Below are 19,980 nucleotides of genomic sequence, written 5' to 3'. Positions count from 1 at the left end.
CGGCGAGTTGACCCCTGGCGACGGAGGAACTGTCCAGATGGACCCGCGGCTGGGTCAACGACATCCGGCCGCATTCGTTGGCAGGGTGCAGATCCTCCACCTGTCCGTCAGTTGTTCGCCATGCTGCAGTACCCTGCCATTGTCTGGCGCACGCGTCGAATGCTATCGTTCTCATGGTAAAGCCATGTTGATCTTCGAATTTTGAAGAATTGGGTCGAACAAGTTGATCGGGGTATGGCTATGGCTCGGATCGATGGCACCTTCTGGATCGATGCTCTCCACGGCACCGCTGCCGACGACGTCATCATGGGACAGGAAGCACCCGATTTCCTGCTCGGCGGCGGTGGCAACGACCTGATCCGCGGAGGCGCCGGCAGCGACCTGTACTATGTGCTCGCCGTTCCCGGCACCGTCACCATCATCGACAGCGATGGTCCGGCAGATCGCTTGGTGTTTGATAGGGGTGATATTGCTAGCCTGACCTTCGCCGTGCGCGGCAATGACTACATCATCACCCAGCAAACAGGGTCCGTCACCACCACCGTGGTCATCACGGGGCAGATGACGTCGCCGGTCATCGAAGAAATGTACTTCTTCTCCGGTGGCAGGAACTATGTCTGGAATGGCAGCAGCTTCGTTCCCTCGGGCGATCAATTTACGGACGCTCCGGATGTGGTGACGGCCAGGCCGAACGACGACTACCTGTTCCTGGGTGGAGGAGATGACACGGCGTTCGGCGGCGATGGCGATGACGTCCTGCTCGGCGGTTTCGGTGACGATGTGCTGACGGGGGGGGGGCCGGGCAGGACACGTTCAACGGCTTCGACGGCGACGACGTCCTGGACGGAGGTGGTGATGACGACTTCATCGAAGGCGGTGCCGGAAGGGACTTCATCAAGGCTGGCGAAGGCCGGGACACAGCCCACGGTCTCGACGGTGACGACTTGATCTTTGGCGGCGTTGGTAGCGACGATCTCAGGGGTCAGGCCGGCAATGATTTGGTGCGCGGCGGGGTAGGCTATGATTTTCTTGTTGGAGGAAATGGCGACGACGATCTGGATGGTGGTGCCGGCAACGATCTGGTCCATGGAGAGGCAGGCGAGGACCTGCTTGCCGGCGGGGACGGCGTAGACTGGCTGTTCGGCGGCGACGATGCCGACGAACTGCGCGGCAGCTTTGGCGACGACAGGCTGGATGGCGACGGCGGCGACGATCTACTGCGTGGCGGACACGGTGACGATGAACTGAATGGGGGCGAGGGCAGTGATATCGCCTTCTTCAACGGATCGGTCGCGAACTACACGCTTACCCGGCTGGACGACGGAGGCCTCTTGGTCACGCACAATGGTGTGGGTGGCGTGAACTACGGCTCGGACCGCCTCCACGATATCGAACTGATGGATTTCGGCGGGTTACGGATGCCCACCGGCTGAGACCATGGCGCGCCAGCGGTGATCGACCGGCGGATGCCGCCGTAACTTCCGGCGGTAAACGTCCCTGGACCTCGACTGCACAAGTCCATCCCGCCTCTGCCCGGGAGACGGGATGGGCCGACGCACCCACCGATGCCCAGCCTGTCCACGGTTCCTTAAGGAATTTGTGGCAGGAAGGGGGCGTACACGGCGGGGATGGTACTCTCGATGACGCTGGGCATTCGCCAACGGTTCTTGCGCCTCGCCACGTCCAACGGCCGCAGGGTGGATGCGCCTCCCTTCGACGGCGCCGTCGAGCGCCTGGTGCCGCTCCTGCAGCGGGCGCGGGACGGATTGGTGCTCACGGGCGACAAGCAGGTGCTGACCGATCCTGGCGGCCGCACCGCGATCGCCTTCGCGCGCCACGGAGCCACCCGCATTGCCCTGGGCAGTGCCTTCGGCGACCCCGACCAGGCGCCGGCTCTGGTGCGCACCTTCCTGGCGGATGCCCGCCTGGCCGGGGAGCGCGCCGCCTTCTATGCCGTCACGCCGGATGAACTGCCCTTGTTGCTGGGCCCGCGCCTGGTCGCCACCAAGCTCGGCGAGCGCGCCATCATCGACTTGCCGTCCTTCACGCTGAAGGGGCCCCGCTTCCAGAACCTGCGTACCCGCCGCTCCAAGCTCGCCCGCGAAGGCTGGACGATCGAACTCGTCGAGGGTGACGCGCTGAGACCGTGGCTGCAGCCATTGGCATCGGTCTCGTCGGCCTGGCTGGAGCGGCAGGGCGGGCGGGAGAAGCGGTTCTCGCTGGGCGCCTTCGACCCGGCCTACCTCCTGCGCACGGAGGTCCTGCTGGCGCACCGGGAGGGTGAGGTCGCGGCCTTCCTGAACCTGGTGAGGGCCAGGCGCAGCGGCGAGGTCCTGATCGACCTGATGCGGGTGGCACCCGAGGCACCGCATGGCTGCATGGAGGCCCTGATCGCGGAAGCTGCCCTGCTCTGCCGGGCGCGCGGTGACAGGAAGCTGGACCTGGGCTGCGCCCCGCTGGCCGGCCTGCCCAGCATCCACGAGGCACCGTTCTGGGGCAGGCTCGGGCGGCTGATGTCCCGGGCCGGCCGGCGCTGGTACGACTTCCAGGGCCTGCGTACCTTCAAGGAGAAGTTCCACCCGGACTGGGAGCCGGTCTATCTCGTTCACCACAAGGGAGCGCTGCTGCCGACGCTGCGCGACACGGCCCTGCTGATCGCCGGTGGATGGACAGGGCTGGTGGGCCGACGTGCCGCCTGACGAGGCCGGTCCTCTCGGGCTCAGCGCCCGGCGCGGAACCCGTCGACGCCAAGGCGCCCGCCGCCGGCGACGTAGAGAGCCAGCAGCCCGCCGATGATGGCGAGGTTCTTCAGGAACTGGGTGGTCTGCATCATCTGCTCGTCCGGCGGGAACGCCCAGAACCGGTGCGCGATCAGGGTGGCGGCCACCGTGAACACCGCCAGCGCCAGCGCGGCCCAGCGCGTCCACGCACCGGCCAGGAGGGCCAGCCCGCCCACGAACTCCGCGGCGACACCCAGCGGTGCCGCGATCTCCGCGAGCGGCACGCCGCGTCCCGCCATGCCCGCGGTGAAGCCGCCCAGGCCGGCAAGCTTGCCGAAGCCGCTCACGACGAAGATCAGACCTGCCAGCAGCCGCGCGGCCAGCAGCACGCCATCCCGCCCGGCTGCACCGGGAACCTCGCGGTCGGCGAGTGAAGCGTCACCGAATCTGTTCATCGATCTCGTCCCTCAGTTCTCGCCCGACGCACCGATAGCGCGCCAGCCATGGCCTGTTGAACGGCATTGATCCCTGACCGGTTCGGAAGGACATCTCTAGCAGCGGATCAACAAGACGAGGGGGAAAGCGACATGGATCTCGGCCTGAAGGGACTGAAGGCGATCGTGACCGGCGGCAGCAAGGGCATCGGCCGGCGCTGTGCGGACATCCTCGCCGAGGAGGGCGCGCATGTCGCGATCTGCGCGCGCCATGCGGGCGAGGTGGACTCCACCGTGGCGGCGCTGACGGCCAAGGGCGTGACCGCGTTCGGCCGGGCCGTGGACGTCGCCGACAAGGCCGCGCTGGAAGGCTGGATCGCCGCCTCGGCCGAGGCGCTGGGCGGCATCGACATCGTCGTCGCGAACGTGTCCGCGCTCGCGGTCACCGACGACGAGGAGGCCTGGAAGAAGCAGTTCGATGTCGACATGCTGCACAGCGTGCGCACCGTCAACGCTGCCATGCCGCACCTGGAAGCGTCCGCGCACCCGTCGATCGTGCTGATCAGCTCGGTCTCCGGCCGCGAGATCGACTTTACCGGCCCGGCCTACGGCGCCTTCAAGGCCGCGCTGATCCACTACGCCCACGGCCTCGCCCACAAACTGGCGCCGAAGATGATCCGCGTGAACAGCGTCTCGCCGGGCAACACCTATTTCGAGGGCGGCATCTGGCACTGGATCGAGAACAACAACCCCGAACTGTTCAAGACCGCCCTGTCCCTGAACCCGACCGGCCGCATGGCCACCGCCGAGGAGGTCGCCCGTGGCGTCGTGTTCCTGGCCAGCCCCGCCTCGAGCTTCACCACCGGCACCAACCTCGTGATCGACGGGGCGCTCACCAAGGGCGTGCAGTACTAGGAGGCACCGGCCAGATGAGCAGGTGACCGCCCGACGGCATGGTCGGCACGTTCATCCTCGGCCCGTTCATTCCCGGAGTGCCCAGCTTGGCCGCCTCATTGCCCGCACCCGCCAGGCTTCGGCCCCTCCAGGTCATCCAGGAGGGGATCGAGATCCTTCTCCGCGAACCCGGCGCGATGATCGGGCTGGCGCTCGTTCCAAGCTTTGCGGCGGCCGCACTGGTGCTGCTCGCGGCCCGCCTGCCGGCACCGGATCCGTGGCCGGACATCCTCGTCACCGTCGTTCAGCTGGCGGGCGTGTGCGCGGCAACCGTCGTGGTCACAAGGGCAGTCCTGGCCCTGGCCGATGGACGCCTGCTCAGCTTCGGCGAGGCGTTCGGCACGATCGGCGCTGCCGCCTTCAGGGCGTTCGGCGCGAGCTTCGTGCTGGGCTTGGCCATCACGGTCGGCCTGCTTCTCCTGGTACTCCCAGGGGTCCTGATGGCCGCGGCCTGGATCGTCGCGGTCCCCGCCGCCATCATGGAGGATCTGGGGCCGATCGGGGCAGCCAGGCGCAGCAGCCAGCTGTCCCGCGGCAACCGCTGGCGAGCCATCCTGCTCATCCTGCTGACCCAATTGTTCGCCACGTTGTTCACCCTGGCGGTCGGCCTTCTGCTGCTGGTACCGCTCGCGGCGGCGGCCTGGCTCGGCCTGCTGGGTCCGGGAGAAAGCTTTCCGCGCATCCAGAGCCTGGCCGAAGCCCTTGGCTACGCGCTGAGCGCGCTTTGCCACGGCACGTTCGGCGCGCTGGCCTGGCGCCGGCTGACCGAGATCCGGCAGGGAAGCACCCCGGGCGGACGGGAGGTAGCCGGCACGGCGTCGGCCTAGAGCGTACCGATCGCCAGTGGCGGCCCGTCGCCGAACTGCACCAGCTCGATCCCGCGCAGCGTGTCCACGCCCTGGGCGGCGCTGGACACCTGCCAGCTTGTCCCATCCAGCCGCACGACCCGATAGTCGCCGGCAGCACCGGCGAACAAAGCAAGGTCGGTCCCGGCACCGCCATCGAGCACGTCGTTGCCGGTGCCGCCGGTCAACCTGTCGTTGTCAGGCCCACCCGCCAGCAGATCAGCACCATTGCCGCCGTCCAGCCGGTCGTCGCCGAAGGCACCCCGCAGCACGTCCGCGCCGTCGCCACCGAACAAATCGTCGTTGCCGGCACCGGCCAGGAGCTGGTCGTTCCCGGCCTGACCTTCCAGCCGGTCGCTTCCGGACGCGCCGTCCAGCACGTCGTTGCCGCTGCCGCCTTGGGCCAGGTCGTCGCCGACGCCGCCCGCCAGCTTGAGGTCGTCGCCTGCCCCGCCACGGATCTCGTCGCCTCCCAAGCCGCCGAACACGTTGTCGTTGCCGCCGCCGCCATCCAGCAGGTCGTTGCCGGCCCCGCCCAGCACGAGGTCGGCGCCGTCGCCGCCGTCGACCAGGTCCGCTTCCGACCCGCCATCGACCCGGTCGTTGCCGGCCTCGCCCTCTAGCCAGTCGGCCCCGCCGCCGCCAGCCAGCTGGTCGTTGCCGATCCCGCCGCGGATCGCGTCGTCGCCGTTCCGGCCGAAGACCAGGTCGGCTCCGCCCGATCCTACGAACTGGTTGTCGCCATCGCTCAGGCTGCCGATGAACGGCGCATCGGGCGCACCCGCCTGCGGCGTCGCCTCGACGAAGGCGGATCCGTTCCAGCGATACGCTTCGTCCCCGACCAGCAGCTCCTCGATGCCGCCACTGGTGAACTGGTCTCCCAGCAGGATCTGCACGGTGGCCCCGCCGCTTCCCTGGACGTCGATCCGCAGGTTCGAACCGTCCTGGCCGATCGTGAGGTCGGCAAAGGTGACGCCGAAATCGAGGAGCAGCCGGTCGGTGCCGCCGCCGTCGACGATGGCGACACCCGTGACGCCGCTGCCGATCCGGTAGAGGTCGTTGCCCGCTTCGCCGGCAAGCCCGTCCGTGCCAGCACCAGCCACCAGCACGTCGTCGCCGGCACCGGCCAGCAGGACGTCGTTGCCGCTACCCCCATCCAGGTAGTCGTTCCCGGCACCGCCCTTCACCAGATCGGCACCCGCCGTCCCGGGGAGCCGGTCATCGCCACCACCGCCGGTCAGCAGCAGGCGCTCCTCGCCGGAGAACATCTGCCTGGTCGCCACGCGGGTGCCATTCGCCAGGAAGATGTCCGGCGGCGTGGCACCCTCGGTTCGGATAGTCTGGCCGCGCGTGCCGTAATGGATGAGGAAGGCCTGATCCGCGACACCGCCCGGACCGACCAGGGTGGTCAGGCGGACGGTATCGGCGGTGACACCACTACCAAGAACGACCACGCGGCTGCTCCGTCGACGCTCCGCCCGCCCCGGTTTGGGCAGGCTCGGATCGTCGGGCTAGCCTACCTTCGCCGCGCCTGCAACCGTAGGTGGCTCGACCGGGCGGTGATGAACGTGATCGAGTGTCCCCGGCAGCCGCTGACCGTCTGCCGGATCGAACAGGTGGATGGCCGAAGGGGGCAGGCGCAGGAGCAGGGTGGCGCCATCTGGAAAGGGCAGTCCCGGCGCCGTCGCGACCGCGAAGGTCTGCTCCTGCAGCCTGGCATGGAGGATACGTGTGGCCCCAAGCTCCTCGACGATCTCCACCGGCAGCTCGATGTCGGCCTCGTGCCGGCTCCGCGCCATCTCGACATGTTCCGGCCGGATGCCGAGCACGACCGGGCCCGGCCGTACCCCTGCGACGGCGAGCGGCAGCGCCAGCCCCTGAAGGGCAAGCTGGCCGTCGGCCATGATCTCGGCGGCCATCAGGTTCATGGGCGGCGTGCCGATGAAGCTCGCGACGAAGCGCGAGGCCGGCCGGCCATACACCTCCAAGGGCGTGCCGACCTGCTCGATCCGACCGCCATTCATCACCACCAGCAGGTCGGCCATCGTCATGGCTTCGGTCTGGTCGTGGGTGACCAGCACCGAGGTCACGCCCAGCCGTGCATGCAGGCGGCGCAGCTCCAGGCGCATCTGCACCCGAAGCGTGGCATCCAGGTTGGAGAGCGGCTCGTCGAACAGGAAGACCTTGGGCTCGCGGATCATGGCCCGCGCCATGGCGACGCGCTGGCGCTGCCCGCCCGATAGCTGCCCGGGCTTGCGGTCGAGATAGTCCGACAGGCCCACCGAGGCCGCGGTCGCCCGCATCCGCCGGTCCCGCTCAGCCCTGGCAACGCCGGCCACTTCGAGCGGGTAGGAGATGTTCCGCGCCACGCTCATGTGCGGGTAGAGCGCGTAGTTCTGGAACACCATGGCGCAATGGCGCTCGCGCGGCTCCTTGTCGTTCATCCGCTCGCCGGCGATCCGCACCTCGCCGGCCGTGATCTGCTCGAGACCGGCGATCATGCGCAGGATCGTCGACTTGCCGCATCCGGACGGCCCCAGGATCACCACGAAGGAGCGCGACGGGATCTGGAGGTCCACGCCCTTCACCACCTCGTGGAGGCCGAACGACTTGCGGACCGCGCGAAGCTGGATGTCGGCCATGGCGTTGCTCCTCACTTCTCGGGCGCGATCAGGCCGGCCACGAACCAGCGCTGCATGAGCATGACGACCAGCAGGGGCGGCGTCATGACGATCAGGGTCCCGGCCATCGCGATGTGCCATTCAGGCTCGCTGAACAGGGACGGGATGAGCTGGCGAAGCTCCATCGTCGCCGTGCCGTAGTTGGCCCGGTCCGTCGTCACCAGGGTCGGCCAGAGATATTGGTTCCAGGCGTAGAGGAACATGATGGTGCTGAGTGCCGCCATGTTGGTGCGGGACAGGGGGATCAGCACGTCCTTGAAGAACCGCAGGGGTCCCGCTCCGTCCATGCGCGCGGCTTCCAGCAGTTCGTCCGGGATGGTCAGGAAGTACTGCCGGTAGAGGAATGTGCCGGTGGCGGTCGCCACCAGCGGCAGGATCAGGCCCGTGTAGGAATTCAGCAGGTTCCACTCCAGCGCCAGCCGGATGCCGGTGACGCTCTGCCAGAGCCAGGTGACCCCGGTGACGTCCAGGATCGTCTGCAGCGGTCCCAGCGCGTTCGCCGCCACCGCATAGGTCGGCACGATCCTCACCTCCAGCGGCAGCATCAGGGTGACGAAGATCCCCCAGAAAACCACCATCCGCAGCTTCCAGCGGAAGAACACGATCGAGAACGCGGTGAGCGCTGCCAGGAATACCTTGCCACCGGCCACCAGCGTCGCGACCAGGAGGCTGTTGGCCATCTTCGGGCCGAGGTCCGAGCGCACCCATACCGCCTGCAGGTTCTCGAACAGATGCGGTCCCGGCAGGATCGGCAGAGGCGAGCTGTTGACGCTGCGCAGGTCCAGCGTGGCGGCAACGAACACCAGCCACAAGGGGGCCAGCGCCAGGAGCAGGCCCAGGATCAGGATCAGCTGGGTGACAAGGTCGAGGATGGGCGTGCGCTCGGTCATGGGCGGCTCCTCAACCGTAATGAATCCGCCGCTCCACGAAGCGGAACTGGATGAAGGTCAGGACAATGACGAGCAGCATCAGGATGATGCTCTGCGCAGCCGCCCCCGAATAGTCGAGGCCGCGGAACCCGTCGAAATAGATTTTGTAGACCAGCAGGTCGGTGGCCTTGGCGGGGCCGCCCTCGGTCGTGATGTCGACGATGCCGAAGCTGTCGACGAAGCTGTCGGTGAGATTGACGATCAGCAGGAAGAAGATGGTGGGCGTCATCAACGGCAGCTGGATGTCCCGGATGCGCCGCAGCGGCCGGGATCCGTCCATGGCCGCCGCCTCGATCAGGCTCTTGGGGATCGACTGAAGCCCGGCCAGCATGAACAGGAAGTTGTAGGCGACGTATTTCCACGAGTAGGCGACGATGATCAGAATCATCGCCTGCGTCCCGTTCACGGTCGGGTTCCAGATGCCGGGGTATCGGTGGTTCAGGTAGGCGACCAGGCCTGCCTCGGGCGACAGGAGGAACCGGAAGGCCAGCCCGGCTGCCGGGGCGGCCACGGCATAGGGCCAGATCAGCGCCCAGCGGAACCCCTGATGGCCCTTCAGCTTCCTGTCGACGGCCAGCGCCAGCAGCATCCCCATCGCCATGGCGAGTGCGGTCGATGCCAGCGCGAACACCATCGAGCGGACGACCGAATTCCAGTACTGCCCGTCCCCGAAGATTGTCTGGAAGTTCTCCAGCCCGACGAACGAATTGCCGCCGCCCCAGGGCTGTTCCAGCGTGAACGCCCAGTATAGCGCCGCACCGGACGGCCAGTAGAAGAACAGCAGCACCAGCAGCACCTGCGGCAGGACCAGGGCCACCGCCAACGGCGTGTCGGTGAACCAGACACGTTTCTCCATCGAGCTGGGAACTCCGGCTTAGGAACATACGCCTAGTTGCGCTAGACTGACCCCGGGCTGCCCGAGCCGCCGGAGACCAAGTCGATGGGACGACCCGATCTGCACGAACGAACCCGAGCACGTTGCCTGGCATGGATGGCTGGAGGCGAGGCTCGCCGCGGCGATGATCCATTTTGCACGAACGAACCCGAGCCGGCCCCGATCCGGCCGTTCACCCCCCGGTCCGACCGGGCGGTGAAGCAGCGCATGCAAATGCACGAACGAACCCGAGAACTCAGGGGAACTGCTTGCCCGGGTAGGTCTTCTCGAACCGGCGCAGGATCGCGTTGCCCCGCTCCACCGCCGCGTCCACGCCCTCTTGCACGCCAACGTCACCGGCCATGATCGCGGTCAGGCTGTCGCGGAACTCCTTGCGGATCTGGACATAACCGCCCAGGCGCAGGCCACGGCTGTTCGGGCCGGGCGGCGTATAGGTCAGCGACTGGATGGCGGTTTCGCGGCCCTTGTAGGGTGCCTTGTCGTAGAAGCCCTGGGACTTCATGTACTCGAAGCCGGAATTGGTCACCGGGATGTAGCCGGTCACCGTCGACCACCATTCGGCCTGCTCGGGCTTGGCGATGAACGAGAAGAAAGCCGCCGCCGCGTCGTATTCTTCCTGCGGCTTGCCGGCCAGCGCCCAGAGCGAGGCACCGCCCACGAGCGAATTCTTCCGCTCCGTCCCGGCCCAGACCGGCACCATCGCCACGTCCCAGTTGGTGCCCTGGGGAATGGTCTTGCCGACCGTGCCGTGGTCCGCGATCGACGACTGCATCATCATGCACTCGCCGCTCATGAAGGACTGCAGTCGCGCCTGGCCATATTCCTTGAGCTGGAACAGGCCCTCGTCGGTCATCCGCTTGAAGAAGTCGACATGGTCCACGAACTTGGTCGTGTTGACCACGAGCTCGGCATCAAGCCCGTCATAGCCGTTGTTCTTCGTGGCGATCGGCAGGTTATGGACAGCCGAGAACTGCTCCATGAACTGCCAGGGGTCGACGTCGTAGGCATAGGGACAGGAGTAGCCTGCCGCCTTCAGCGCCCGCGCGGCTTCCTCGACCTCCTCGTAGGTCTCGGGCGCCTCGGTCTTGCCGATCTTGGCGAATGCGTCCTTGTTCCAGTAGAGCACGGCCGTCGAGCTGTTGAAGGGGAACGAGTAGAGCTCGCCACCGGACGTCGCGTAGTAGTTGGCGATGCCCTTGAAGTAGTCGTCCCAGTTCACGTCATAGCCGGCCTTTTCCATCAGCTCCGGGGCCGGTACGAACGCCCCGGACAGCATCAGGTCGGCGGTGCCGGCATCGAACACCTGCAGGACCGTCGGGTGCTTCTTGGCACGGAACGCCGCGATCGCATTCTGGATCGCCGCGTCATACGTGCCCTGGCTGACGCAGACCGCCTCGTACTTATCCTGACCTTCGTTGAAGGTCCGGCACATGTCCTGGATGCGCTCGCTGAGGTCGCCCGTCAGCCCGTACCAGAACTCGAACTTCACCGGCTCTGCCTGGGCAGCGCCAGCGGTGAGCGCCACGACGCCGGCCATCGCCAGCCCGTGCAGCTTGCCCATCACGGTCATGCGTCTCTTCTCCCATATGCCGTCGCCGCACGCAGGCGTGGCGACGAGGGGAGGGGTTAGATGGCGATCATGACGGCTTCGTCACCGTGCCACGACAGGATGGCCGCAACCGGATCGGGCGGCGGGCACCTCAGCGCAGCTGCGACGCATCCCGCGCGAGCTCCTCGATCCGCGTCCAGTCGCCCGCCGCGACCAGATCCGCGGGCGCGATCCAGCTGCCGCCGACGCACACGACGTTCTTCAGCTTCAGGTAGTCCTGTGCCTTCGCGCGATCGATGCCGCCGGTCGGGCAGAACACGAGGTCGGGCAGGGGCGAGGCCAGCGACGCGATCAGCTTGGCCCCGCCCACGGCCTCGGCCGGGAACAGCTTCAGGACGGAAAAGCCGCTCTCGGCTAGCTGCATGGCCTCGGACGGCGTGGCCGTTCCCGGCAGCCACGGCACCGGCGATGCGGTTGCCGCCTCGACCAGCGCCCGGGTCGCTCCGGGCGAGACCGCGAACTGTGCCCCCGCCTCGGCAGCGGCGGCCAATTGTTCCGGCGTGCGCACCGTGCCGACGCCGACCACCGCCCCCTCGACCTGGCTCGCGATCGCCCGGATCACATCCAGGGCGGCCTGGGTGCGCAGCGTCACCTCCAGCACCCGCACCCCACCAGTGACCAGGGCTCTCGCCAGCGGAACGGCGGTCTCGACCTGGTCGACGATCAGGACCGGCACGACCGGGCCCATCCGCAGGATGGAGAGCAGGGTCTCGCGGCGTTGGTCAGGCAGCATGGTGCATCACCCGTGCAGGAGTTTCGCGGTACAGCCGAACAGGGCGGGCGTGGGTGCCGTGATCCGGCGCAGCGGCACTCCCTCAAGGAAGGACGACAGCCGCCCCTTGTCACGAAACCGTGTCGCGAAGCGGTCCGCATCCAGGAACTCGGACAGGTGATCCAGCACCCCGCCACCCAGATAGACACCGCCCCGCGCACCGAAGGTGAGGGCGACGTCGCCAGCCAAGCTGGCAAGCTGGTCCAGGAACAAGCCGATCAGTTCGCATGCGAAGGCGTCGCCGCCATGCGCGGCCACCTCGATCTCCGGCGGACTGGTCCAGGGCATGGCTCGCCCCTCCGCCTCTGCCAGATCGGCACCCATCCGCACCAGACCAGGCCCGCACATCCAGTGCTCCGCCGACACCCTGGCGCGGCCCTGGTACGCCACCTCCAGCGCGGGGCGCAGGCGCGGGATCGCCGTGCTGATCTCGACATGACCACCCTCGCCGGGAACGGGGATCCACCGTCCCCGACCCGGCACGACGCCGGCGACGCCCAGCCCGGTGCCCGGGCCCAGCACGGCCATCGGCTTGCCTGGCACCGGCATGCCCGGCACGCCCACGGGCTCGCTCGCATCCTCGGGCAGGAACGGGCAGGCCAGCGCCAGCGCCTCGAAGTCGTTCAGGATGATCAGCTCCGCCAGGCCCAGCTCCTGGCGGACCTCCTCGATCGAGAAGTCCCAGCCGCGGTTGGTCAGTTTCACATGGTCCCCGGTGACCGGCCCTGCGATGTCGATCGCAGCCCTGGTCGGCCGGGCTGCGCCCTGGTCCTCCAGGTAGGTCCGGATCGCCGCCGCCAAGCTGGGGAACTCGTCGTTCTTCAGGATCTCGACCCGGGTCGGCGTGGTTGCCGGCGATTCGACGAGGGCGAAGCGCGCGTTGGTGCCGCCGACGTCGCCCACCAGAAGCAGATCGTTCAAGCCGCTATCCCGAAGGGTCCACCCACGACGACCGCTCCCTTGTCCGCCGGACCCACCGCGGCTCGGAACGGTGCGAACAGTTCGCGCCCGATGCCGTGATGATAATGCGAGAGATCGGCAATGGCAGTCTCTCGTGCTGTGAATTCGGCAGCATCGACCAACACATCCAAGGTACCGGCCACGGCATCCAGCCGGACCATGTCACCATCCTGGATCCTGGCGATCGGCCCGCCATCGGTCGCTTCAGGCGTAAGGTGGATGGCAGCCGGGATCTTGCCCGACGCCCCCGACATCCGCCCATCCGTGACGAGCGCCACCTTGAAGCCGCGGTCCTGCAGGATGCCAAGGGTCGGCGTGAGCTTGTGCAGCTCCGGCATGCCGTTCGCCTTCGGTCCCTGGAAGCGGAGCACGCAGACGACGTCGCGATCCAGTTCGCCATCCTTGAAGGCGGCCTGTACTTCCGACTGGTCGTGGAACACCCGCGCCGGTGCCTCCACCACGCGTCGCTCAGGCTTGACCGCCGAAACCTTGATGACCGCACGGCCGAGGTTGCCTCTCAGCAGGACCAACCCGCCTTTCGCGTCGAACGGCTGGTCCACGGTGCGGATGATGTTGCGGTCGAGCGACTGCGGCGTACCGCTGCCCCAGACGAGCTCGCCGTCCACCAGCTTCGGCTCTTCCGCATAGCGGGCGAGACCGCCGTCTCCTGCAACCGTCTTCACGTCGCCATGCAGCAGCCCGGCCTCCAGCAGCTCCTGGACGAGCAGCGACATCCCGCCTGCCGCATGGAACTGGTTCACGTCGGACATGCCGTTCGGATAGACGCGCGCCAGCAGCGGCGTCACTTCCGAGAGCTCGGCCATGTCCTCCCAGGTGAGGTCGATGCCGGCGGCGCGGGCGATCGCGACAAGATGGATCGTGTGGTTGGTGGAGCCGCCGGTGGCATGCAGGCCGACCACACCGTTGACGATCGCCTTCTCGTCGACGACCTCGCCAATTGGCGTCCAGTCGTTGCCGAGCGCCGTGATCTCGGTGACCCGCTTGGCCGCAGCGCGAGTCAGCGCGTCGCGCAGGGGCGTGCCCGGGTTGACGAAGGCAGCACCCGGCATGTGCAGCCCCATCATCTCCATCATCATCTGGTTCGAGTTGGCGGTGCCATAGAAGGTGCAGGTGCCGGGCCCATGATAGGAGGCCGTCTCCGAGGCGAGCAGTTCCTTCCGACCGATCTTGCCCTCCGCGTAGAGTTGCCGCACCCGCGACTTCTCGTCGTTCGAGGCACCGGTCGTCATCGGCCCAGCCGGCACGAAGATCATCGGCAGGTGTCCGAACGCCAAGGCGCCCATCAACAGGCCCGGCACGATCTTGTCGCAGACGCCGAGCGCCAAGGCTCCATCGAACGTGTCGTGCGACAGGGCTACCGCCGTGCCCAGCGCGATTGTATCGCGCGAGAACAGGGACAGCTCCATGCCTGCGAAGCCCTGGGTGACGCCGTCGCACATGGCCGGCACGCCGCCAGCCACCTGCGCCACGCCGCCCGCCTCGCGCACGGCGTCCTTGATGATCTGCGGGTAGGTCTCGAAGGGCTGATGTGCGCTCAGCATGTCGTTGTAGGAGGTGACGATGCCGATCGAAAGCGCACCCTCCCCCTCCAGGCTGCCCTTGTCACCCGGCCCGCAGGCGGCGATGGCATGGGCGATGTTGGCACAGCCGAGCTTGTGGCGCCGGGGAGTCCGCTCGCCCATGCGCTTGATCTGATCGAGGTAGTGCGAACGGACGGAAGCGGAACGCCTGCGGATCTTCTCGGTGACGGCCTCGACGGTCGGGTGGAGGGTCACGGCCATGCACAAGACTCCTGGTTCAACGAGCAGTGTGGATCTGGAGGTTGGCATGGGTGATGGCAGCACGGATCGGCATCTGTTCGATCGGCCCCGGTTGCAGGGCGCGCTCCAGGGTCGCGAGCTTGCCGGCACCTTCGAGCGGCAACAGTACCGTGCGTGCCGCGGCCACGACCTTCAGGGTGAGGGTGAGCCGCTCGGGTGTCGCCGGCGCGTTCTCGGCGATCATCGGGATGACCAGTTGCTTGGTGCCGAGATCCAGGGCGACGGCCAGGCGATCACCATCCGGGAACCACGACGCGGTATGCCCATCCTCGCCCATGCCGAGGATCATGACGTCGAAGGGTTGCGGTAGCGTGGCAAGCGTTCGATCGGCAGCCGTCGCGGCCGCTTCGAGCGAGGCCGCACCGGCCGAGCCGCCGCCACTGTTGCGCAGGCCCACGAAGGTGGCTGCGGCCGCGGCTCCCTGCAGGAGATGCCGGCGAACCAGCGCCTCGTTGCTGTCCGGATGGTCGGTCGGCAAAAACCGCTCGTCGACCAGCGTCACCGTCACCCGCTCCCATGGCAGCGGCATGGTGGCGAGTGCTTCGAACAGCGGGACAGGGCTCTTGCCGCCGGAGACGGCAAAGACAGCCGCCCCTCGTTCCGACAATCCCGCCTGGATGCCGTCGACGATCACCTTGACGACAGACTGGCGCAGCGCCTCGGGGTCCGGGTGCTCGATCCGCTTCGCCGTCACGTACCGGGCTCCACCCAACGCCGCCCATCGCGCACCATCAATGCGATACCGCCGGTGGGACCCCAGGATCCCGCACCGTAGGCCTCCGGACCTTCGTCCGACTCCTGCCATCCGGCCAGGATCGGCTCGCACCATGTCCAGGCGGCCTCGACTTCGTCCTTGCGCATGAACAGCGTCTGGTTGCCCCTCACGACGTCCATCAGCAGTCTTTCATAGGCATCCGGGTAACGAACCTTGAACGTCTCCCCGAACGACAGGTTCAAGGGCGTCGTCTTGAGCCGCATGCCGCCTGGGCCTGGGTCCTTGCTCATCAGGTAGAGCCGCACGCCCTCGTCCGGCTGCAGGCGGATGACGAGACGATTGGGACGCACCTCACCGGCATCTCTGGGGAAGATCGAATGTGGGATCGGCCGCATCTGGACGACGATCTCTGACGCGCGCTGCGAGAGCCGCTTGCCGGTGCGCAGGTAGAAGGGCACGCCGGACCAGCGCCATGTGTCGATTTCGGCCTTGATCGCCAGGAAGGTCTCGGTGCTGCTGTCGCGGCCGAGCTCTTCGAGATAGCCGGGGACTGCCTTGCCACCGATCGCACCGGCCGCGTATTGGCCACGTACGGTCGCCTGCTCGACCCGACCCGGGCGAATGGGTTTGAGCGCGCTCAGCACCTTCAGCTTTTCGTCGCGCACGGAATTCGCGTCCATGGCGGAAGGCGGCTCCATCGCCACGAGACAGAGGAGCTGCAGCATATGGTTCTGCACCATGTCGCGCAGCGCACCGCTATGATCGTAATAGTCGGCACGGTTGCCCACGCCTACGGTCTCGGACACGGTGATCTGGACGTGATCGATGGCCGCACGGTTCCAGATCGGCTCGAACAGCGCGTTGGCGAAGCGTAGCGCCATCAGGTTCTGCACCGTCTCCTTGCCGAGATAGTGATCGATACGGAAGATCTGCCTCTCCGCGAAGACCGCACCCACCGCATCATTCACCGCGCGGGCCGACGCCAGATCCTTGCCGATAGGCTTCTCGATGACGACCCTGGTCTGCTCCGTCACCAAGCCTTCGCTGCCGATCCTGGCGCAGACGGGACCGAACAGTTCAGGCGCTGTCGCCAGATAGAAGACACGGATCTTGTCGACACCCGACGCCAGCCACTCCGATAGATCCGGCCAGCCCTTGGAGCCGTTGGCGTCCAAGGAAACGTAGGTCAGCAGGCGCAGGAACTTCTCGACCTCATCCGGCACGAGATCGTCGGCGTTCACGTGCTCGGTAAGCGCCTGCCTGACGGAGGAGCGATAATCGTCGCTGCTGACCTCTCGCCGGGACACCGCACACACGCGTGCCGCTTCCGGCATCTGGCGGTCTCTGAACCTTTGGTAGAGGCCGGGCAGCAACTTGCGTAATGCTAGATCGCCAGTGCCGCCGAACACGACGATGTCGAAATTCTGGACCGGAATGATCTGAGCCGTCACGTTCGTCGCTTTCCCCTAACGGATCCGGGTAGGTCGATGGACGTGACGGAGTGGTGGCTCTCCGTCAATATCCGGCCGACGGACCCAGGTCCCTCCACCGAGCCTCAGCAATTCGCACGCCAACGCCCGAGTCGCCAAGCATTGGCTACCACGCTCACGGATGACAATGCCATGGCTGCGCCCGCGAAGACAGGCGTGAGCAGACCGGCCGCAGCTACTGGGATCAGCAATATGTTGTAGGCGAAGGCGAACACGAGGCCTTGGATGATCGTCGATCGGGCCCGCCCCGCGAGGTCCAGGGCCGCCGCGACGAGCCTGGGGTCCGGGCGCACCAGGGTGACCCCGGCGCTTGCCATGGCAATGTCGGTGCCGGAACCGACGGCGATGCCAAGGTCGGCGGCCGCCAGGGCCGGTGCATCGTTGATGCCGTCACCCACCATCGCCACCCTGGCGCCCGAAGCATGGGCTGCATGAACCAGGGAAACTTTGTCCTCGGGCAGCAGCTCGGCATGAACCTCGGCGATACCCAGTTGGTTGGCGATTGCTCCGGCAGCGCCGGCATTGTCCCCCGTCAGCATCGCAACACGCACACCATGGCGGCGCAGGGTGGCAACGGCCTCCTTCGCCTCGGGCCTAGGCTGGTCACCGCAGGAGACCAACCCCAAGGCAGCAGGCTGATCGAGGTCGACCAACCAGGAAACGGTTCGACCTCTGCTGGCCTCGTCCTGTGCAGCCGAGATGAGACGTGGATCGGCCGTGGCCATTTCCTGCATGGCACGCCCGGAGAGCACGGCCAGCCGCCGCCCGTCCACTCGGCCACCGAGACCCTTGCCGGGAAGGGTAAGAAGGTCAGTTGCCGGCCTCGGCTCGATGCCGTGCGCAGCAGCCGCTTCTCGAACGGCGGCAGCAAGCGGATGCTCGCTGCCGCTCTGAAGCCCGGCCAGGATGGCGAGGAGGGCGTCCTCTGCCTGCCCATCCGCAGGGACGAGCGCCGTCAGTTCGGGCTTGCCCACGGTCAGGGTGCCCGTCTTGTCGAAGGCGACCAGGTCGACCGACTGTGCGGTTTCCAGCGCGGCAGGATCACGGATCAGGATTCCGGATCGTGCGCCGGCGCCGGTTGCCGCGACCACGGCCATCGGCGTGGCAAGGCCCAGTGCGCAGGGGCAGGCGATCACCATCACCGTGACCGCGTTCAGGATCGCCGTCTCGAGGTCGCCGGCGATGATCCACCAGCCCGCTGCCGTGGTCAGCGCGATCAGCAGGATGACCGGTACGAACCAGGCGGATATTCTGTCCACCAGGAGTTGGACCTGGGCCTTCTTCGCCTGCGCGGTTTCCACCATGCGGATGATGCGGGACAGCATGGTGTCGCCGCCCACCGCGATGGCCTCCACGATCAGCGGGCCGTCGAGATTGATTGTGCCGCCTATGACCTTCTGGCCAGCGCTTCGCGCCACCGGCAGGCTCTCGCCCGTGACCATGGACTTGTCGAGATGACTGGCGCCTTCGGCGATCAAGCCGTCCACGGCGACGCGTTCACCTGGACGTACCGCTATACAGTCGCCTGCCGAGACGGCGCTGATTGGCAGGTCAATCTCGGTGTCGTTCACCAGCACCCGGGCCGTCGTTGGCCGCAATGCCGCCAGCCCACGCAAGGCGGCACCAGTCATGCACTTGGCCCGCCCTTCCATCCACTTGCCGAGCAGGACGAGCGCGATCACCAGGGCAGCAGCTTCGAAGTAGAGGCCGTGGCTGCCATGTCCCGCGCCCAGCCAGTTCCAGAGGCTGAGCCCGAAGGCGGCACTGGTGCCGAGGGACACGAGCAGGTCCATGTTCGGGCTGCCAACCCGCACGGCTGCGAAGCCTGCCCGGTAGAACCGGGCGCCGAGCACGAACTGGACCGGTGCCGCCAGCACGAATTGCAGCCAGGGCGGCAAGCCGATGTCGATTCCGAATGGCATCGCCAGCATCGGCAGCACGAGCGGCAGGCTCAGCGCGATCGCGATGACTGCGAACCAGCCTTCCCGCCGGCTCTGCTCGCGTCGCTGCCGGTCGAGCATGGCTTCGGCAGAACCGGTCGGGTCGTCTTCCAGGATGGAGGCCCGATACCCGGATCTGGCAACCGCGGCGACCAGCGCGGACGGCGCCGTGCCTTCTGTTGTCACGTGGGCCTTCTCGTTCGCGAGATCGACCGTCGCCATCGTTACGCCCGGCACGGCCGAAAGCACGCGTTCGATCCGCCGCACGCAGGAGGCACAGGTCATGCCGTCGATCGCGAGATCGATGGCGGCTTTCTGATGATCAATGCGTTCTAGCGTAGTCGCCATGAGGGCGCTCCCGGGAAGCTCGATCTTCCAGGTGGCCCTTCCAGCAACAGGAAGGTCAAGAGCCAAAGGATGATTTCGTAGCCCTTGACCTTCCTCGGACTGGAAGGCCCAGATAACAAGGCAGGCATCTGCAGATGGAACAGGTCATGCGTCTGGTCGTCGAAGGAATGAGCTGCGCGCATTGCGTTCGCGCGATTACCGCTGCGATCGTAAGGTTGAAGGAAGATGCGGTGGTAAAGGTGTCCCTGCAGGACGGAGCGGTCGACGTCGAAGGGATCGAGGATCGTGCCGCCGTCGTGGCCGCCATCGAGGCCGAAGGCTACGAGGTGCGTTCCACATGAACGATGGGGTTCTGATCGCGCCGTCGATCCTGGCAGCCGACTATGCTCGGCTGGGCGAGGAAGTGCAGGCCGTCGAGGCAGCCGGTGCCGACTGGCTGCACCTGGACGTGATGGATGGCCACTTCGTGCCGAATCTCAGCTTCGGGGCCGACGTCATCGCGTCGCTGCGCAAGCACTCCAGGCTCCTGTTCGACGCGCACCTGATGTGTGCGCCGGTGGATCAGTGGTTGGCGCCGGTAGCGGCAGCTGGGGCCGATCGTATCACGGTGCATGCGGAGGCAGGCCCACACCTGGATCGCTCGTTGGCCGCCATCCGTGCCCTGGGCAAGGGCGCCGGTGTCGCGCTCAACCCGGCCACGCCTGTAGGCTCGCTCGAATTGGTGCTCGACCAGATCGACTTGATCCTTATCCTGAGCGTTAACCCGGGCTTCGGGGGACAGAAATTCATCCCTTACGCTGCCGAGAAGATCCGGCAGGTAAGGGCGCTGATCGGTGGGCGGCCGATC

Annotated in this window: 18 protein-coding genes and 2 pseudogenes; 8 read left to right on the top strand and 12 right to left on the bottom strand. The window is 67.0% G+C overall.

The genetic code is table 11. The features are described from left to right. Positions 1 to 234: 234 nt before the first annotated feature. From VHL31_RS20355 to VHL31_RS20345, 4 genes and pseudogenes are all read left to right on the top strand, one after another. Positions 235 to 786, top strand: a pseudogene (locus tag VHL31_RS20355) (hypothetical protein); the annotation flags it as partial. A gap of 41 nt (positions 787 to 827) precedes the next feature. Further along, positions 828 to 929, top strand: a pseudogene (locus VHL31_RS27035) (calcium-binding protein); the annotation flags it as partial. 15 nt (positions 930 to 944) lie between these two features. Further along, positions 945 to 1,433, top strand: coding sequence for a hypothetical protein (locus VHL31_RS20350; RefSeq protein ID WP_329663069.1), 489 nt, complete (start codon positions 945 to 947; stop codon positions 1,431 to 1,433). A 207-nt stretch (positions 1,434 to 1,640) separates the two neighbouring features. After that, a complete protein-coding gene (locus tag VHL31_RS20345) occupies positions 1,641 to 2,699 on the top strand; it encodes a phosphatidylglycerol lysyltransferase domain-containing protein (protein ID WP_329663068.1) in 1,059 nt (352 codons plus the stop codon). 20 nt (positions 2,700 to 2,719) lie between these two features. Here the strand turns inward: VHL31_RS20345 and VHL31_RS20340 are convergent, their stop codons facing one another. Next, positions 2,720 to 3,175: a DoxX family protein gene (locus tag VHL31_RS20340; protein WP_329663067.1), complete on the bottom strand. Its 456-nt coding sequence runs from the start codon at positions 3,173 to 3,175 to the stop codon at positions 2,720 to 2,722. Positions 3,176 to 3,307: 132 nt separating this feature from the next. Between VHL31_RS20340 and VHL31_RS20335 the strand changes: the two genes are divergently transcribed. Then, complete coding sequence (locus VHL31_RS20335) at positions 3,308 to 4,069, top strand: SDR family oxidoreductase (protein WP_329663066.1); 762 nt, start codon at positions 3,308 to 3,310, stop codon at positions 4,067 to 4,069. A gap of 86 nt (positions 4,070 to 4,155) precedes the next feature. Beyond that, positions 4,156 to 4,935 carry a hypothetical protein gene (locus VHL31_RS20330; protein ID WP_329663065.1) on the top strand — a complete coding sequence of 260 codons (780 nt, stop codon included), beginning with the start codon at positions 4,156 to 4,158 and terminating at the stop codon, positions 4,933 to 4,935. On the opposite strand, the gene VHL31_RS20325 is transcribed toward VHL31_RS20330, so the two are convergent. The 11 genes from VHL31_RS20325 to VHL31_RS20275 form a co-directional block, all read right to left on the bottom strand. After that, positions 4,932 to 6,407, bottom strand: coding sequence for a calcium-binding protein (locus tag VHL31_RS20325; RefSeq protein WP_329663064.1), 1,476 nt, complete (start codon positions 6,405 to 6,407; stop codon positions 4,932 to 4,934). The genes VHL31_RS20330 and VHL31_RS20325 overlap by 4 nt on opposite strands. Before the next feature lie 57 nt (positions 6,408 to 6,464). Next, positions 6,465 to 7,595 (bottom strand): sn-glycerol-3-phosphate ABC transporter ATP-binding protein UgpC, encoded by a 1,131-nt coding sequence (locus VHL31_RS20320; protein ID WP_329663063.1) that lies wholly within the window; start codon positions 7,593 to 7,595, stop codon positions 6,465 to 6,467. Between the two features lie 11 nt (positions 7,596 to 7,606). Next, positions 7,607 to 8,524: an ABC transporter permease subunit gene (locus VHL31_RS20315; protein WP_329663062.1), complete on the bottom strand. Its 918-nt coding sequence runs from the start codon at positions 8,522 to 8,524 to the stop codon at positions 7,607 to 7,609. Positions 8,525 to 8,534: 10 nt separating this feature from the next. Further along, entirely contained in the window at positions 8,535 to 9,419 is an 885-nt protein-coding gene (locus VHL31_RS20310) for an ABC transporter permease subunit (RefSeq protein WP_329663061.1), read from the bottom strand. A 274-nt stretch (positions 9,420 to 9,693) separates the two neighbouring features. Then, positions 9,694 to 11,028 (bottom strand): extracellular solute-binding protein, encoded by a 1,335-nt coding sequence (locus VHL31_RS20305; RefSeq protein WP_329663060.1) that lies wholly within the window; start codon positions 11,026 to 11,028, stop codon positions 9,694 to 9,696. A 130-nt stretch (positions 11,029 to 11,158) separates the two neighbouring features. Further along, positions 11,159 to 11,800, bottom strand: coding sequence for a bifunctional 4-hydroxy-2-oxoglutarate aldolase/2-dehydro-3-deoxy-phosphogluconate aldolase (eda, locus tag VHL31_RS20300; RefSeq protein WP_329663059.1), 642 nt, complete (start codon positions 11,798 to 11,800; stop codon positions 11,159 to 11,161). Positions 11,801 to 11,806: 6 nt separating this feature from the next. After that, entirely contained in the window at positions 11,807 to 12,760 is a 954-nt protein-coding gene (glk, locus tag VHL31_RS20295) for a glucokinase (RefSeq protein WP_329663058.1), read from the bottom strand. Then, positions 12,757 to 14,595: a phosphogluconate dehydratase gene (edd, locus tag VHL31_RS20290; protein ID WP_349262502.1), complete on the bottom strand. Its 1,839-nt coding sequence runs from the start codon at positions 14,593 to 14,595 to the stop codon at positions 12,757 to 12,759. Before edd ends, glk begins: the two co-directional genes overlap by 4 nt. 22 nt (positions 14,596 to 14,617) lie before the next feature. Continuing rightward, positions 14,618 to 15,334 carry a 6-phosphogluconolactonase gene (pgl, locus tag VHL31_RS20285; RefSeq protein WP_329663056.1) on the bottom strand — a complete coding sequence of 239 codons (717 nt, stop codon included), beginning with the start codon at positions 15,332 to 15,334 and terminating at the stop codon, positions 14,618 to 14,620. Continuing rightward, positions 15,331 to 16,806 (bottom strand): glucose-6-phosphate dehydrogenase, encoded by a 1,476-nt coding sequence (gene zwf / locus VHL31_RS20280; protein WP_329663055.1) that lies wholly within the window; start codon positions 16,804 to 16,806, stop codon positions 15,331 to 15,333. The genes pgl and zwf overlap by 4 nt, the downstream gene beginning before the upstream one ends. A 104-nt stretch (positions 16,807 to 16,910) precedes the next feature. Then, on the bottom strand, positions 16,911 to 19,133 hold the full coding sequence (locus VHL31_RS20275) for a heavy metal translocating P-type ATPase (protein ID WP_329663054.1): 2,223 nt from the start codon (positions 19,131 to 19,133) through the stop codon (positions 16,911 to 16,913). 146 nt (positions 19,134 to 19,279) lie between these two features. Here VHL31_RS20275 and VHL31_RS20270 point away from each other — a divergent pair, with 146 nt between their 5' ends. Next, the gene (locus VHL31_RS20270) at positions 19,280 to 19,474 is read left to right on the top strand and encodes a cation transporter (protein ID WP_329663053.1); all 195 of its coding nucleotides are present in this window, start codon (positions 19,280 to 19,282) and stop codon (positions 19,472 to 19,474) included. Next, positions 19,471 to 19,980, top strand: a 510-nt coding sequence (rpe, locus tag VHL31_RS20265) for a ribulose-phosphate 3-epimerase (protein ID WP_329663052.1), incomplete at its 3' end; no start/stop codon positions are given. The genes VHL31_RS20270 and rpe, both read left to right, overlap by 4 nt.

The organism is Geminicoccus sp. (genome assembly GCF_036263595.1).
GTDB lineage: Bacteria > Pseudomonadota > Alphaproteobacteria > Geminicoccales > Geminicoccaceae > Geminicoccus.
This window is presented reverse-complemented; position numbering and strand designations above follow the sequence as displayed.

Bases quoted from the DNA above. Each gene is read 5' to 3' on its own strand.
- VHL31_RS20345 (WP_329663068.1), top strand. From the start codon at position 1,641: ATGACGCTGGGCATTCGCCAACGGTTCTTGCGCCTCGCCACGTCCAAC.
- VHL31_RS20340 (WP_329663067.1), bottom strand. From the start codon at position 3,175: ATGAACAGATTCGGTGACGCTTCACTCGCCGACCGCGAGGTTCCCGGT.
- VHL31_RS20335 (WP_329663066.1), top strand. From the start codon at position 3,308: ATGGATCTCGGCCTGAAGGGACTGAAGGCGATCGTGACCGGCGGCAGC.
- VHL31_RS20320 (WP_329663063.1), bottom strand. From the start codon at position 7,595: ATGGCCGACATCCAGCTTCGCGCGGTCCGCAAGTCGTTCGGCCTCCAC.
- VHL31_RS20315 (WP_329663062.1), bottom strand. From the start codon at position 8,524: ATGACCGAGCGCACGCCCATCCTCGACCTTGTCACCCAGCTGATCCTG.
- VHL31_RS20310 (WP_329663061.1), bottom strand. From the start codon at position 9,419: ATGGAGAAACGTGTCTGGTTCACCGACACGCCGTTGGCGGTGGCCCTG.
- VHL31_RS20305 (WP_329663060.1), bottom strand. From the start codon at position 11,028: ATGACCGTGATGGGCAAGCTGCACGGGCTGGCGATGGCCGGCGTCGTG.
- eda (WP_329663059.1), bottom strand. From the start codon at position 11,800: ATGCTGCCTGACCAACGCCGCGAGACCCTGCTCTCCATCCTGCGGATG.
- VHL31_RS20275 (WP_329663054.1), bottom strand. From the start codon at position 19,133: ATGGCGACTACGCTAGAACGCATTGATCATCAGAAAGCCGCCATCGAT.
- VHL31_RS20270 (WP_329663053.1), top strand. From the start codon at position 19,280: ATGCGTCTGGTCGTCGAAGGAATGAGCTGCGCGCATTGCGTTCGCGCG.